The following is a 16200-nucleotide window of genomic DNA, read 5'->3' on the forward strand; positions in this document are numbered from 1 at the left end:
CCCCGTCTTTTTAAAGCGGGGAGTTTTCATTACTTCAGCAGTCTTTAGATAAATAAGGCTCTACAGCTTTGCGAGTGGTTGCTAAATTACAGGTTAAAGCAATTTCTTTCTGTTCTAACAAACCCACAATACAATCAGGATTATGCCTGTCTAAAACCGGTAATTGCTGTAATCCTCTGAGTGCCATACGGTCTAAAGCCTCAGACAAAGGTTCATCTTGCCAAGCATAAAGGATATCGGTGGTACAAATATCGAGAATGGTTTGACCAAAAAAATCGGGCTTTAGTTGGTCAGAGGGAGTTTGGTAGTTTTCCCAGCGAGAAAGGGTACGATTAATATCATCCAAAGAGACAATACCCACCAATTTTTCATTAGCATCAATCACTAAGGCGCTAGGAACATGATCATGGATCATTTCCAAAGCTGCTTCTAACACGCTAAGATTGGCGGGGATTTTTTTGGGGTGGAAATGGATGGCCTCAGCGACAGAAGTGGTTTGAATTACTTCCAATTTGTGATCTTTTAATTCCGCAAGACCAATTTGTTGTAGGTTCACGTTGGAACTAACAGTAGGTTTGATCAATTCTATGAGCCATATACTTAAACCCACTGCTGCCATCAAAGGCAAAACAATACGGTAATCACGGGTCAGTTCAAACAACATTAATATAGCAGTTAAAGGAGCTCGAACACTGGCAGCTAAAACAGCGGCCATGCCAACCATGGCATAAGCGGGGGGTGCAGCCATATACTCAGCCACACCTGGAAATATCAAGGACAGGAACTTTCCGTATGCAGAACCCAGGGATGCGCCTAAAAACATTGCTGGGGCAAAAAGTCCCCCAACAAAACCACTGGCCGAACTAATTGCCGTTGCTAATAGTTTTAATACCATTAAAGCCAGCAAGAGATACAAAGAAAATTCCCGGTCTTGTAAAATAGCTTCCACGGTTCCATAACCGATACCCAAAATTTGCGGATACTTTAAGGCTACCAAACCAACCAGAAAACCACCGATAACTGGTTGTAGAGGTTTGGGAATCTTACCCAAAAATGCCAGACCCTTAAATTTGCCATTAAACAAGTTTTGGGCCATGCTAATAGATTGTTTATAAGTAAGAGCTACCACACTAGCTCCCAAACCTAAACCCAGATATAGGGGTAATTCCAAAAGACTACGAACCTCGTATGCAGGTAAAGTAAAAGCCGGTTGACTGCCCAAACCAATTTGAGCGATTAAGGCTGCCACCACTGCTGCTAGTAAAACCACACTAACTGCTGATGTAGCAAAAGAGGTGGTGCCCAAAACCACTTCTAAGGCGAAAAACACTCCAGCAATGGGAGCGTTGAACCCAGCGGCTAAACCAGCAGCAGCACCTGCTCCTATTAACAGTCTTTGTCGTTCTTGAGAAACCTGTAAGACATCTGAGAATAAAACCCCAAAATTTGCCCCAATTTCCACACTGGGACCCTCTGGACCCAGGGAAGCACCACTACCCAAAGAAACACCAGCAGCTATCATTTTGGTAACGGGACGAAGTTTTTGCTTAACTTCCTTCCCTTGAGAAACAGCAATTAAAGACAAAAGCCCAGGACCAAAATCCTGAGTGCGCCAACGCATTAGACCAACAATTATGCCACCTAAGGTAGGAACACAAGCTAAAGTCCAAGCTCCCCACCTTCCTATGGATGCCATTAAGTTTTCTAACATTAAGTCGTGAACAAATTCAATTAAATAGTGGAAGGTTACTACACCCATACCTGTACCACTACCGATAAGTATAGCTAGAAATAATACTACCGTTTCCTGGGATGGCTGGAAACGGCGAATCAGATTGGTTAAGAAAGTGGAAATATGGGGAAAGGTAGTCGGTTGAAATACCTTATGTATTTGTGTGGGAGGCAACAAGCTCATGGAAAACCAGTAAATATAACGAAAAATTTAATTTTTTATCTGTTAGTCTTTATTGTGAGGCATAATTTACCTAGTAAACAACTATTGGAAGAGAAACTGTGACTAAATTCCCAGTTGTCTATTCCATTGACTGGGCAAATTCCATAAATGAACATAAACATTTCTGATAGTAATCATCTAAGCTGCCCGATTTGCCGGGGGAGTAACACAAGAAAATCCTTTGGGACGTATATGGGACTTTTCACCTGTCCGTTCTGTCACGAAAGGCTAGTAGTTTGCAAAAGTGGTCACTATGTGCGTGACCCCTTTAGCTGGCGGAAAATTGTTTTGGGTTCGGCATTGCGCCGTCAAAGTCAACCCTTATCGAGATTGGTACGCGACTTGTTTTCTCTCAGACCATACTTGCTCCTAGTGGGAGTGGGAATTAGCGTGATATTGACGACAATGGTAATCACTGAACAAAACACTAGTTATAAACAGTACCCTAATCAATTACGTCACCTTTGATAGATGGGATTGGGAATTTGGTATTTCTTTTGGCTTACCATATCCAGTGGTGAGAGCGAACTAGCAGGAGTAGGGAAATGTAACTACCCCAGACCAGAATGGGCAAAAATTGTCGGTCTTGTTTTTGTGCTAGGATTGCGGCTAAAATCATGGTTACGGCCGCAGTTCCCAGGACTACCTGTAGGTCTGTTGTTCCAGGAATTGTCAAGCCCAGATAAATACTAGCTCCAGAGGACACCAGAGACAAAATGGCAAAACTGATCACCCAGATCCGAGGATAGGAAAAAAATGAAGTCCAGTCTTCAATTGTTGTCAAGTAGAATCCCAAGGCCAATGCCAAGCTAGGATAAACGGGAAATAAGTACCAAGTCAGTTTAGATTTAACTAGGGATATCATCAGTAAATAGACTCCACCCCAGACCATAGTCAATTTTGCCCAGCTAAAATTGCGGTTTTCCCAAGTAGCTCTAATGGTTTGCGGTAAAAACACCAGCCACGGCCAAGTCCATTTTATCAACTCCACACAATAGTACCAGGGGGGTTGGGTTTGATTTCCCCAGTCACCTGACCAGTGGTTGTGTAGTTGACAAGTGTACCAAGTTAGGGAAGGTAATAAACCAATAAAAATTCCTAGCCATAAATAGGAACTAATCAGGATTCTTGGTGTGTCCCAAAATAGAAATACCACTACCATTATAGAAGTTAGTGATATTGCGAATAGTCCCTTGGTCAGGCAAATTATTCCCAAGCAGATTCCTATACCCAAACAGTAGCGCAAGTCTCGGCGCGATCTCAAAACGGACAAAATTAGAACCATTAATATGGTAGTAAATATACCATCTGATATAGCTAACCTGCCATAGCAAACCACTGGTAAAATAGTAAGATAAATAAATGAACTATAAATAGCAATAGCCCGAATCCGAAAACTCTCTCTGGCAATACAATACAATAGGGGTACAGAAAAGGAGGTAAGAATAGCTCCTGGGAGACGGGTTGTCCACTCGTTGTTACCTCCGAAAAAATACGCCAGAGCTACTAACCAGTGGATAAGATGAGGTGTAAGTACACTATCAGAAGTAGAGTAGCCCATAATACCTATTTGGGAAATTTTACTGGCTACCACAGAAACGGAAATTTCCTGACTGGTAAGTGGTACTTCACCAAGATCAATACTGAATAGTAATATTGCTGCTAGGACTAGTATGGTTAGAAATATCCTATCAGTCCGGTTATTAACTGCACCATACTGTTGTTGTGGCCAAATCCAAATATAGCTTCCTTCCTGCATATTCCATAGTAATAATTTTACTGACTGATCGGATCTCCATTTGCTCTGTGTCACCCTGTGTCAATTGTTTGTGCTGACAAGTAATAACTAGATCTAAAAATAGCGCAGTTTTCGGCAGAAAATAATAATTTTTTGAACAAAACTTTTCTTAGTTATTTTTTAAACAATTTAACATTTTTTGAGTCAATTAAATGTTATAAGTGACACAAAACCAACTTAACCAGTCTGTTACAAGGAGTTTACCAATGAACCTACCTGTTGTTTTAGATATAGCCCTAGGGTTAGTTTTCACTTACCTGATTTTAAGTTTGTTAGCCTCGGAGATTCAAGAGCTAATTGCTACTGTTTTGCAATGGCGAGCGGTACATCTGAAAAAATCTATTGAGATATTCTTAGCAGGGGATGTAAAGAATTCAGATGCTAAGGATGTACTGGACCTGGTGAATAGGATTTATAATAATCCTATCATTAGAAGCATTAACCAGGAAACAAAAGGATTTTTATCAACCTTACCCAGAAAAATGACCTGGAAGGTAGCTGACATAGTTCGTTCAGTCAAAAAGTTGGTTTCTAGATCATCACCGGAAAACAAAATTTTTGCCAATCAAAATAGTGGACCTTCCTATATCTCTAGTGACAGTTTCGTTTCTAGTTTATTAGAGGAATTAAAACTGCCTAAAATCATTCATGCTCTTGCAGAAGTGAGGTTAGAAAATTTTAAAATCCAACATTTGCGAGAAATTAAATTAATTTTAACCAGGTCTTTAAGACAAATAGCAGCTAGTGAGTTATCAACTAATGTTACTCATGATATCAATGATGATTTTGTGAATTTAGACTCTGAATATAGACAAATTGTAGATGATTTTAAAAATCAAAAATTTGATGTAGATACTAGTGTGAATCGGATGCAGGATAGCTTAAACAAATATATCAACAATTTTCAAGCTAATATTGAAAATAATCATCCAGCCTTAATGGAAACACATAAGCGGTTGCAGACTTTACAAAATCATATTTTTCCTAGTATTGAGGAAGCAATTACTGTTGCGGGTCTCAAACCCAGTATTAGTGAAATTATCCAATTAATGGAAACTGGTAAAGCTGGATATAATGAAATTCAAAGTAGTTTACAACAGAGAGATAGTGAAAAATATGCCACCATTAGAGATTTGATTGATAGCTTACCACCGGGAATGAAGCATAACATTGCGACCATGGCCAAGCGAGCCCAGTATAAAGCCAAAACTACAGAGGAGGGGATACGGGTATTAAGACAAGAAATAGAAAATTCTTTTGATAGTTCCATGCAAAGAGCTGGAGGTGTTTATAAACGTAATGCCAAAGGGGTGGCAATTTTAATTGGTATTGTTATAGCTTTTGGTGCTAACGCGGATACCTTTTACATTATTGATCGGTTATCGAAGGATACAGCGTTGAGGGAAGCAATTGTTTATAAAGCTCAACAGACCATAGATCAGCAAGTGCTGGATCCTAACTTGAAAAGTATTGACACCAATCAGATATTAGAGGATATTAGTTTACCCATTGGTTGGAGTGAAAAAAACTTAGCTGAGCAACTGGGGACTAATCCGATCAAAATTAATGGTGTCTCGGTTGTAAGTTCTAATATGATAATGGGTTGGCTAGTCAGTGGTTTTGCCATTGCTATGGGTGCGCCTTTTTGGTTTGATTTACTAGGTAAAGTTATGAATGTGAGAAATACGGGTAAAGGGAACAAGGGAACGGGGAATTAGGGAGTAGTTTTTAAAAACTGAAGATGATTTGTAAATTCCAATTTTCACCTTGACGAATAATCTCTATTTGACGAATAAATTCTCGGAGGTAAAAACGCCTTTCTACCTCCGATAAGTCCATCCAGAACTGTGGAATGGAGACAGCTTGTGCAACGGAGGACAAATTCACGGGAGGGAGAATAGCCAACTGAGACTCCAGTTGAGAAATTTCTGTCTGGAGTTTATAACGCCTTAATTTTGCTGTTTCTTGATCTAGCACTCCCGTTTCTATTAAGACGGGTAACTGGTCAAGAATTTCTTGTTGACTTACAATTTGAGCAGTTAACTTTTTTTTCATATTATCTAATTGGGTAAAATTTACTTGGGCAACAGCTGTAGGTAAATTTTGACAAATAGTTTCAATGGTTCTGGTTAGAACCTGTTGATAAGAAATAGAATGACATTTAGGATTTTGGGGACACTTGGTGTTTCGCAAATATAGGTACTCTTGTGATTGGAAAGAGTGTGTAACCCGGTTAATATTCATTTTTTGTTGGCATTGATTACATAGGACTAGTCCAGCTAAGGAATAGGGCGCACTAGCTGTACGGGATGATAAACGACTATTACTGCGTAAAATTCTGTCAACTTGGGCTGATTCTTCCTTAGATATTATACCAGGATGGGTGTTAGGGATAGTTTCTCCATTTTGATAAATAGTGTCACCACGATAAACAGGATTGGTTAACCACCGTCTACCAGTGGTAACGGAGATTTTTTTACCGTATTTTTTGGCTAGGTAACGAACTGCACCCCGTACAGAAGCATAGATTAAAAAGTGATCAATAAATTCTTTGACTACGGGAGATGTACTGCGATCAATAATGTACTTTCCCTTACTGACCCGATAGCCATAGGGAACCTTACCAGGTGGTCGCAAGGCTTCTAGTCGATTTTTGGCGTGTCCACGACGAATACGACGACTACGCTGTTGGCTTTGAATTTCCTGGGCTAAATCCAGCATAGTCAGGGGTACCTCAACATTTTCCGATATATATGGTTGTTCTATAGCAATAATTATTACTCCCATAGTTTCTAGTTGATTCAGGCGATCGCCCACTTCCTGTAAAGTATTGCCCAGTTCTTCTAAACGTCTAATCAGAAGATAGGTAGGGGAATGGCAGTCCCAGATTAACTGTTGTAATTGAGACCTTCCTCCCAGGTCATGATAAATCTTATCTACCTCCCAACCCCAAATAGAGTCATCGGGTGCAGTTTCTAAAAGTGGATCTGTATAACTGTAGGCAATGATTTTCATTGGATCTTTACTTAATTCTACTTTAATTTTGCTAGGGGATGATATACACCAGATGTATTCCATAAATTAAAATCTATGGGAAAAATTATTTTCATCTATTCTATTAACTTTTTTGTCATTATATTGACATCCAGAATAATTAAACCATAGGTTGGGAACAATGATAACTATTGGGTTAAAAATATAAATTTTTTCTTATATATCTAATCCAATATTTGTGTACAATTTCCTGCTGACCAGTGATCTATTTTTTTTAAAACCCTGTACACTAAGTTTGACCGGTTGAAAGGAAACAGTTGATCCCATCCAAGATAACTAATTAATCAGGGGGTGTAATCAGGGGATAGCAAGTAGTAAGAGATTAACAAAAGTCTATAGCCTAATCGAAATCATGAATCAAAATTATGCTAGGAAAATCTGTTTAAGCTTTCACTAGTACAGAGTTTCTTATAGCGAAAAATTAGACTCTGACTCAACCAGAGTTTTCCCAGGTAAAAACAGGTATTAACAACAGGAGATAAACTTATGTCCGGATCATGGAGTCAAACTTCCCGACGCAAATTCCTTACCACAGCTGGAATTGCCACCGGTGCGGTATTCATTAAAGGATGTTTAGGAAATCCACCAGAAAAGGGTGGAGGAACAAGCTCCCAAAGTCAACAAGTAGAAGCAGTCAACCTAACACCAGAGATCACACCAGAAACGACCAAGGTTAAGTTAGGATATCTTCCCATTGTAGAAGCTGCACCGTTAATTATTGCCCAGGAATTAGGATTCTTTAAAAGATGGGGAATGACCGAAGTTGAACTTGCCAAACAAGCATCTTGGGGTTCCATGCGAGACAACACGGAAATTGGTTCTGCAGGAGGAGGTGTAGATGGTGGACAGTACCAAATGCCCATGCCACACTTAATCACTGAAGGACTAATTACTAAAGGCAACGCTAAAATACCCATGTATATACTGGCTCAATTAAATACACAGGGTAATGGCATTGCGATCGCTAATAAGCACGCAGGTAAACAAGTTCATCTCGACCTGTCTAAGGGTGGAAAGGCAGTTTTTGATAAATTAAAATCAACTCCATCACCTTTTACAGCAGCATTTACTTTTGGCAAAGTTAACCAGGAATTTTGGTTGCGTTATTGGTTAGCAGCGGGAGGGGTAAATCCTGACACTGATGTGAAATTGATTCCAGTACCTACTGCTCAAACGGTAGCCAATATGAGAACTGGAACTGTGGACGCTTTTAGTACGGGAGATCCTTGGCCTTATAGAATCGTCAAAGACAAAATAGGTTTTATCTCCGCGCTTACTGCCCAAATATGGAAAAATCATCCTGAAGAATACCTTGCAATCAGAGGAGAGTGGGTAGATGCTAACCCAAAAGCCACAAAGGCGATTTTAAAAGCAGTTATGGAGGCACAGCAGTGGTTAGACAAATTTGAGAACCGAGAAACTGCTGCCAACATTTTAGCTCGCCCTAACTACTATAACCTATCACCCACGTTCCTGACAGACACCTTCCAGGGTAACTATGATATGGGGGATGGCCAACAGGTCAAAGATAAGTCAATGGCAGTATTATATTGGAAAGATGAAAGAGGTAGTGTTTCCTATCCATATAAAAGCCATGACCTGTGGTTTTTAACTGAAAGTATTCGTTGGGGATTCCTCCCACCAGAATACCTAGAAAAATCAGAGGATATAATCAACAAAGTTAACAAAGAAAATATATGGCGGGAAGCTGCGAAAGAATTGGGCATACCCGATGCTGATATTCCCACTAGCACATCCCGTGGTGTAGAGAAGTTCTTTGATGGTATTACATTTGATCCTTCCGATCCCCGTGGGTACTTAAAGAGCTTAAAAATTAAAAAAGTGAACATTTGATCGCTTTAATAAATACTGTAGCCAAGACCCTGAAACCTCATTAATATCCTTAGGATCTTATTGGGTTTCAGACATATATGGGAAAATTGACGATGGTATTGTTTGATCACCGACTGAAATCCATAGAGTACAAAAGGATAAAAAAATGACAACATTCACTGCCAAACGCCGTACTAGTAACAACAGTTCTGAGAATTTCATAGTCACATTTATCACTAAACAGACCCCAGAAATTCTACCCCCACTTGTTGCCATAGTCGCCTTTTTGGTTATTTGGCAGATATTTTCTCTGACAGGTGGTACGTTACCCGGACCAATTCAAGTAGTACAAGACACTTGGGAATTGATTATTTACCCATTTTATGATCGAGGTGGGATTGATAAAGGTTTATTTTGGCAGGTTTTTGCTAGTTTACAAAGAGTAGCCATTAGTTATACATTAGCTGCGATTGTAGGGATAGGTTTAGGCATTTTGATTGGTGTAAATTCTACCATGTCTAAGGCTTTAGATCCCCTATTTCAATTACTGAGGACAGTACCACCTTTAGCATGGGTACCTATTTCATTAGCTGCGTTGAGACAGAACGAACCAGCGGCATTGTTCGTAATTTTTATCACCTCTCTTTGGCCGATTCTCATTAATACTGCTGTTGGTGTCAAAGAAATACCCGTGGATTATAATAATGTGGCTAAGGTCTTACAACTTTCCCAAAAAGAGTATTTCTTCAACGTCTTGATTCCTGCAGCGTTACCCTACATTTTCACCGGGTTAAGAATTTCCATTGGGTTAGCATGGTTGGCGATTATCGCAGCAGAAATCGTCATGTCCGGTATTGTTGGTATTGGGTTCTTTATTTGGGATGCTTATCAAGCTAACAAGGTAAGTGAAGTAATCTTAGCCCTGGTTTACATTGGGGTTGTGGGTTTACTGCTGGATAAATTCATGGCTTGGTTACAAACAAGAATTTTACCAGAACAAAAATAGTTACTGACTTTTTCTTACCCATTTTTATCTACCATTCACAACCTAAACCTATGTCTGTATTTGTTGCTGTTGATCAAATTGACAAAGTCTTTGAACTAAGTAATGGCGGTCAATATATTGCCCTCAAAGGTATTGACCTACAAATTAAAAAGGGTGAATTTATTTCTCTCATTGGCCACTCCGGTTGTGGTAAATCCACCCTCCTCAATATGATTGCTGGACTGGATTTACCCACAGAGGGTTTAGTCACCCTAGAAGGACAGAGAATCAAAAAACCCGGTCCAGATAGAATGGTAGTATTTCAAAACTACTCTCTATTACCATGGCGAACTGTGAGAGAAAATATTGCCCTAGCAGTAGATTCCGTCCTAAGTGGAATGCCAGCGGGAGAACGTAAATCTGTAGTTGAAAGACATATAGATATGGTAGGTTTACGTCCCCATGCAGACAAACAACCATCCATGTTATCAGGTGGACAAAAACAAAGAGTAGCGATCGCCCGGGCCTTAGCAATCCGTCCTAAATTATTACTACTAGACGAACCTTTTGGCGCATTAGATGCACTGACCAGGGGAAATTTGCAAGAACAATTAATGCAAATTTGTGAAGAGAATCAGGTAACTGCGGTAATGGTGACCCATGACGTGGATGAAGCTGTGTTATTATCAGATAGAATCGTCATGTTAACCAACGGACCAGAGTCCAAAATTGGGGATATTTTAGAAGTAGATATTCCACGTCCTCGCAAACGGATGGAAGTAGTAGAGCATCCCAGTTACTACACCTTGCGTAGCGAGATGATTTACTTTCTCAACCAACAAAAAAGGATCAAGAAACTGCGGGCCAGAAAAACTCCCAATATTGCCCGCCATGGCTTAGAAAAAGTTAATTTGGAAGTTGGTTTTTTGCCAATTACAGCCTGCGCACCCTTGGCAATAGCCCAAGAAAAGGGTTTGTTTGCCAAACATGGTTTAGACGAAGTTCATTTGGTCAGAGAAAGTAATTGGCGAGGTATTGTTGACGGTATTATTGGCGGTTATTTAGATGCTGCTCAAATGCCATCGGGTATGCCCATGTGGTTATCTTTAGGAGGTAATAAAAGTCAGCCCCTACCAATTGTCACCTCCTTAACCATGACCCGTAATGGTAATGCCATTACCCTAGCCAAAAGATTTTATGAACAGGGGATATATACTCTATCTGATTTCAGATCATATCTGTTGCAGACCCGAGATCAGATGCACCGCATGGGAGTAGTACATCCAGCATCAATGCACAATTTACTGTTGCGTTATTGGTTAGCAGCAGGGGGAATTGATCCAGATGTGGATGTAGAGATGAAAAATATTCCCCCTGCGCAAATGGTGGTAGATTTGAGGGCTAAAACTATTGATGGTTATTGTGTGGGAGAACCTTGGAATTATCGTGCTGCTATTGAAGGTTCAGGTTTTACCATAGCCACAGATTTAGAGGTTTGGCTGGGACATCCCGGTAAGGTATTAGGTGTGAGAGAGGATTGGGCTAATGCTTATCCTAATAGCCATATTGCCTTAACCAAAGCCTTGTTGGAAGGGTGTAAATATTGTGCAGATCCTAATAATGCACAAGAGGTGAGAGCAATATTAGCCAGTCGGGAATATGTGAACACTGATATGGATTTTATTCAGGTGGAAGATCCCAGTGGTAATAGCTGCGATTTAGACCATCCCATGCGTGAGTATGCCCACCATCAATTTTATGGTAACTCAGCAATTAATCGTCCTAGTAGGACTGAACAAACTTGGATTATGACCCAGCTGGCCAGATGGGGTGAAACTCCTTTTCCTCGCAACTGGGTAGAAATTGTGGAAAGGGTTTGTCGCGTGGGTGTATTTAGTACCGCCGCTAGGGAATTGGGTTTGGATATCAGTTATACTCGTCAACCCATTCAGTTATTTGATGGCAAACCTTTTAATGCTGATGATCCTTTTGCCTATCTTAATGGTCTAGAAATTAAACGAGATTTTTCTGTCGCAGAAGTAGTTCTAGACATTAACAGAAAATTTGTAGCCTAGATATTTCTAGATAGCTCTAGATAGTTGTTCAACAATTTACCCTGGGAAAAATCAGATGACATCCTCTACTCAAGTCCGTAACCGTCAATCCTTCCTCACAATTGAAAATGTCACTAAAATTTACCCGACTAAAAAAGGACCTTTTACTGTTTTAGATGGGATAAATTTAGAGGTACAAAAGGGTGAGTTTATTTGTGTGATTGGCCACTCCGGGTGTGGTAAATCCACCCTATTAAATATGGTGTCTGGTTTTAACACTCCTACCACGGGTCAGGTATTATTAGAAGGACAACCCATAGTTAAACCTGGTCCGGACCGGATGGTGGTATTCCAAAACTACGCCCTTCTACCTTGGCGAACCGCATTTGAGAATATTTATTTGGCTGTAAATGCGGTTTACCCAACTAAACCAGAAGCGGAAAAACGAGCCATTGTCCGGGAGCATTTAGTCATGGTGGGACTGTCTGATGCTATGGAGAAAAAACCCCCTCAAATGTCTGGAGGGATGAGACAGCGTGTTTCTATTGCTCGTGCCCTAGCTATTCGTCCCAAGGTTTTAATTTTAGATGAACCGTTTGGCGCTTTGGACGCTATCACCAAGGAAGAATTGCAGGAGGAGTTATTAAAAATCTGGAATGAAAACCGTTGTACTGTGTTAATGATTACTCATGACATTGACGAGGCTTTATTTTTGGCTGATAAATTGGTCATGATGACTAATGGACCCCATGCCAAAATTGGGGAGGTGATGGAAATTCCTTTTGCACGACCACGTGAGCGGACTCTGATTATGGAAGATCCTCAATATTATCAATTGCGTAACTATGCTTTAGACTTCTTGTTTAATCGCTTTGCTCATGATGATGTTGGTTAGGATGACAATAGGCGAATCACATTCGCCTAATTGTACCCAACTAGGGATTCTCCTCAGCTATAGGTTAATACCTATGCAATTCATAAGAATATATATTCAGTAAATTGTTTGCGTTGGTAAATTTTGGCTACCTAAGAAGAGTATGCTGATAGAGCAACCTAAGCATCGCTTAAACGCCATCTAAAACCAATTAACAAACATGGCAATAACTAATACTATTAACACGCGCAACTTACGGAGCGATATTTTTGGTGGTGTCACTGCGGCCATTGTCTCTTTACCACTGGCTTTAGCATTCGGTGTTGCTTCCGGTGCAGGTCCAGTTGCTGGTCTTTATGGTGCAGTTTGTGTGGGTTTTTTTGCTGCTTTATTTGGTGGAACACCCACATTAATTTCCGAGCCCACTGGTCCCATGACTGTTGTAATTACTGGCATTATAAGTTCTTTAACAGCTATGGATCCAGAAAATGGCATGGCTATGGCTTTTACCGTAGTTATGTTAGCGGGGATATTTCAAATCATATTTGGTATCTTCAAGCTGGGCAAATATATCACCCTCATGCCCTATAGTGTAATCTCTGGGTTCATGTCGGGTATTGGTGTGATTTTAATTATTTTGCAAATTGCACCGTTTTTAGGGCAACCTAACCCAAAAGGGGGAGTTTTAGGAATAGTTCAAAATTTACCTCAGCTCCTAGAAAAGATTAATCCCATTGCCCTCATTTTGGGTGTAATGACTGTGGCAATTATTTATTTGACACCATCAAAGGTCAAACGCATTGTGCCACCCCAATTAATTGCCCTAGTTTTAGGAACTATAGTTTCACTGGTCTTTTTTAGTAATGCGGATATCCCACGTATCGGTGTGATTGAAACTGGATTGCCAAAACTGCAAATGCCAACTTTTACCCCCACTAGTGTAACGATTATGTTGGTTGATGGGGTTATGTTGGGAATGTTGGGATGTATTGATACCCTATTAACCGCAGTAATAGCTGATAGCTTAACTCGTACGGAACATAAATCTGACAAAGAGCTGATTGGACAGGGTATTGCCAATTTAGTTTCTGGTTTGTGTGGAGGTTTGCCCGGTGCTGGAGCGACCATGGGAACGGTAGTAAATATCCAAACCGGAGCACAGACGGCAATATCTGGAATCACCCGCGCTCTAATTTTGTTGGTAGTGGTTTTAGGTGCTGCCGGTGTTACTCAAAGTATTCCTATGGCTGTCTTAGCGGGAATTGCGCTGAAAGTGGGGATTGATATCCTAGATTGGAGTTTTTTAAAGCGATCTCACAAAGTTTCCTTCAAGGGTTCCATCATTATGTATGGTGTGTTACTCTTGACTGTTTTTGTAGATCTGATTGTAGCTGTGGGGATAGGTGTATTTGTTGCTAACATCCTCACAATTGAGCGTTTGTCCAGCATGAGTTCTGAGAAAGTTAAGGCCATCAGTGACGCTGATGATGATATTGATTTAAACGAAGAAGAGAAAAGATTGCTCGACCAAGCTGGGGGTCGAATTTTGTTATTCTACTTAAGTGGTGCCATGATATTTGGCGTTTCCAAGGCCATCTCTCGTGAGCATAATGCCATTCAAGACTGTGATGTGATTATTTTTGACCTCAGCGATGTTCCTATGATGGGTGTCACTGCTTCTTTAACTATCGAAAGTGCAATTCGGGAAGCAGTTGAAAAAGACCGACAAATTATTCTAGTTGGCGTCACTGGTAAGGTTAAAAAGCGACTGGAAAATTTGGGAGTTCTAAGTTTATTACCCCCCCACCATTTGGTGATAGAGCGCAAACAAGCTCTAGAACAAGCTATGACTTTAGTTAAAAGGTGATAATCAAAGATTGATAGGGGGAATCAAGCAAGTGTTATATTTGATCGTTCCCCGTTCTTTTACCCAAACCCTGAACAATGCGCTTGACCTTTTCTGAGGAAATAAAATCTTTGCTACAGCGTCTAGCACACCAACCTCTAACCTTGGGTGACGTGCTGGAAACAACCTCTCAACGCGGATTCATTCTAGTCATTGCTTTATTGGTTTTACCATTCTTGTTCCCTATGCCACCCGGACTCACGGGTCCTCTTGGCTCCGCTTGTTTGCTCTTATCATTGCAAATGCTTTTGGGCAGGCGATCGCCCTGGTTACCAAAAAAAATTGCCAATTATCAATTTCCCCGGGTTTTTGCCCAAACTATTCTCCAGAACTTAGGTAGGGTCACCAGGTTGTTAGAGAAAATTGCCCGTCCTCGCTTGACAAAATTGGCAAATCATGATATCACCTGGAGATGTAACGGTTTGTGTATTTCCTGGTTGGCTATTTTACTTATTTCTCCTGTACCTTTGACTAATCCCATACCCACCATTGGCATTTTACTGTTTGCTGCGGCTAGTATGGAGTCAGATGGACTACTTATATGTGTTTGCTATGTATTAACACTATTAATCACCCTAATTTTCTACCTCATTTTCTATGGAGTTTTACAGCTCCCTGGTCTGATTACATAAAGGTTACTGGTACTATTGACATTTATGGGAAGTGTCTTATAATCCTAGTTAAGGGATAAGAGCTAGTAACAATGTAATTAAGGTGCATCTACTAGTTTGATTATTCCTAGGGGATAACATGGAGTCCGGAAATTTATTTGATTTTTGTTTAATTTCCATGTTTTTAAAAAAGCCCCCAGTTTTGGCTGGGGGGATTGATCAATTAAGGTTTCAATGTTTTCAAGGGCCAATCTGTAAAATCGGGAAGGTAATTCCTACCTTCCATTTTTTACAAGGGCTCCTAAAACACTGGATTTGGGACTAAATAAAAAAGCTAGGACAAACGCTGTGCAAACGACTAATACAATAGCTGGTCCAGAAGGTAAATTATAGAAGTAACTCAGGTAAATTCCTACAATACTAGAAATTATAGCGATCGCAGCTCCTAGGATCATAACCTGATGTAGTCTGTTAACTAATAAATATGCTGTAGCACCAGGGGTAATTAACATTGATAGGACTAAAATCACTCCCACTGCTTTCATACTAGCAACAATGGTTAGGGAAATGAGCAACATCAAACTAATGTTGAGTTGATTAACTGGTAGACCAGCAACCTGGGCTCCTATGGGATCAAAGGTATAGAATAGTAGTTCTTTGTAGAGTAAAAAAACCATAATTAACGCCACAGCAGCAAGGATGGCCGTATCCCTAACCTCATTGGGGGTAACACCTAGAATATTGCCAAAAAGAAAGTGATTGAGGTCGATTTTATTAGTTTTTTGAATCCCTGTAATGAGGGTCACACCAAGAGCAAAAAAACCAGAAAATACTATCCCCATAGCTGCATCCTCCTTAATGGGAGACCGGTTTTTAATCACTGCTATAGCTACCGTGCTTACCATAGCAGCAATAAAAGCTCCCACAAATATATTCGCACCTATTATAAAGGCGATCGCCAGTCCTGGTAAAACGGAATGACTAATAGCATCGCCTAGTAGTGCCAGACGTTGTACCATTAAATAAGTACCAACCACAGCACATAACAAACCAATTAACACTGCAACTATTAGCGAGCGTTGCATAAATCCATACTGCAACGGTTCCATTATTTCGCTTAACATAAATAAT

Annotated in this window: 11 protein-coding genes; 7 read left to right on the forward strand and 4 right to left on the reverse strand. The window is 40.2% G+C overall.

Annotation, left to right across the window (positions count from 1 at the left end):
* Positions 1 to 34: 34 nt before the first annotated feature.
* Both IAR63_RS03115 and IAR63_RS03120 read right to left on the reverse strand, forming a co-directional pair.
* A complete protein-coding gene (locus IAR63_RS03115; RefSeq protein ID WP_187706555.1) occupies positions 35 to 1915 on the reverse strand; it encodes a chloride channel protein in 1881 nt (626 codons plus the stop codon).
* Between the two features lie 541 nt (positions 1916 to 2456).
* Positions 2457 to 3767: an ArnT family glycosyltransferase gene (locus tag IAR63_RS03120; protein ID WP_235678342.1), complete on the reverse strand. Its 1311-nt coding sequence runs from the start codon at positions 3765 to 3767 to the stop codon at positions 2457 to 2459.
* 191 nt (positions 3768 to 3958) lie between these two features.
* On the opposite strand from IAR63_RS03120, the gene IAR63_RS03125 reads away from it, so the two are divergent.
* Entirely contained in the window at positions 3959 to 5470 is a 1512-nt protein-coding gene (locus IAR63_RS03125; protein ID WP_187706556.1) for a hypothetical protein, read from the forward strand.
* A 10-nt stretch (positions 5471 to 5480) separates the two neighbouring features.
* On the opposite strand, the gene IAR63_RS03130 is transcribed toward IAR63_RS03125, so the two are convergent.
* Positions 5481 to 6767: a recombinase family protein gene (locus tag IAR63_RS03130; RefSeq protein ID WP_187706557.1), complete on the reverse strand. Its 1287-nt coding sequence runs from the start codon at positions 6765 to 6767 to the stop codon at positions 5481 to 5483.
* 525 nt (positions 6768 to 7292) lie between these two features.
* Between IAR63_RS03130 and IAR63_RS03135 the strand changes: the two genes are divergently transcribed.
* From IAR63_RS03135 to IAR63_RS03160, 6 genes are all read left to right on the forward strand, one after another.
* The gene (locus IAR63_RS03135) at positions 7293 to 8660 is read left to right on the forward strand and encodes a CmpA/NrtA family ABC transporter substrate-binding protein (protein ID WP_187706558.1); all 1368 of its coding nucleotides are present in this window, start codon (positions 7293 to 7295) and stop codon (positions 8658 to 8660) included.
* 145 nt (positions 8661 to 8805) lie between these two features.
* A complete protein-coding gene (gene ntrB / locus IAR63_RS03140; protein ID WP_187706559.1) occupies positions 8806 to 9645 on the forward strand; it encodes a nitrate ABC transporter permease in 840 nt (279 codons plus the stop codon).
* A 50-nt stretch (positions 9646 to 9695) separates the two neighbouring features.
* Positions 9696 to 11699: an ABC transporter ATP-binding/substrate-binding protein gene (locus IAR63_RS03145; RefSeq protein WP_187706560.1), complete on the forward strand. Its 2004-nt coding sequence runs from the start codon at positions 9696 to 9698 to the stop codon at positions 11697 to 11699.
* Positions 11700 to 11754: 55 nt separating this feature from the next.
* Complete coding sequence (locus IAR63_RS03150) at positions 11755 to 12573, forward strand: nitrate ABC transporter ATP-binding protein (protein WP_187706561.1); 819 nt, start codon at positions 11755 to 11757, stop codon at positions 12571 to 12573.
* 199 nt (positions 12574 to 12772) lie between these two features.
* On the forward strand, positions 12773 to 14419 hold the full coding sequence (bicA, locus tag IAR63_RS03155; protein ID WP_187706562.1) for a bicarbonate transporter BicA: 1647 nt from the start codon (positions 12773 to 12775) through the stop codon (positions 14417 to 14419).
* A gap of 77 nt (positions 14420 to 14496) precedes the next feature.
* Positions 14497 to 15090, forward strand: a complete 594-nt coding sequence (locus IAR63_RS03160) for an exopolysaccharide biosynthesis protein (RefSeq protein WP_187706563.1) — start codon at positions 14497 to 14499, stop codon at positions 15088 to 15090.
* Between the two features lie 254 nt (positions 15091 to 15344).
* Here IAR63_RS03160 and IAR63_RS03165 read toward each other — a convergent pair whose 3' ends face one another.
* Positions 15345 to 16193, reverse strand: coding sequence for a metal ABC transporter permease (locus tag IAR63_RS03165; RefSeq protein ID WP_187706564.1), 849 nt, complete (start codon positions 16191 to 16193; stop codon positions 15345 to 15347).
* Positions 16194 to 16200: the final 7 nt, after the last annotated feature.

Origin of the sequence: Cylindrospermopsis curvispora GIHE-G1 (assembly GCF_014489415.1) — a bacterium.
GTDB classification, from domain to species: domain Bacteria; phylum Cyanobacteriota; class Cyanobacteriia; order Cyanobacteriales; family Nostocaceae; genus Raphidiopsis; species Raphidiopsis curvispora_A.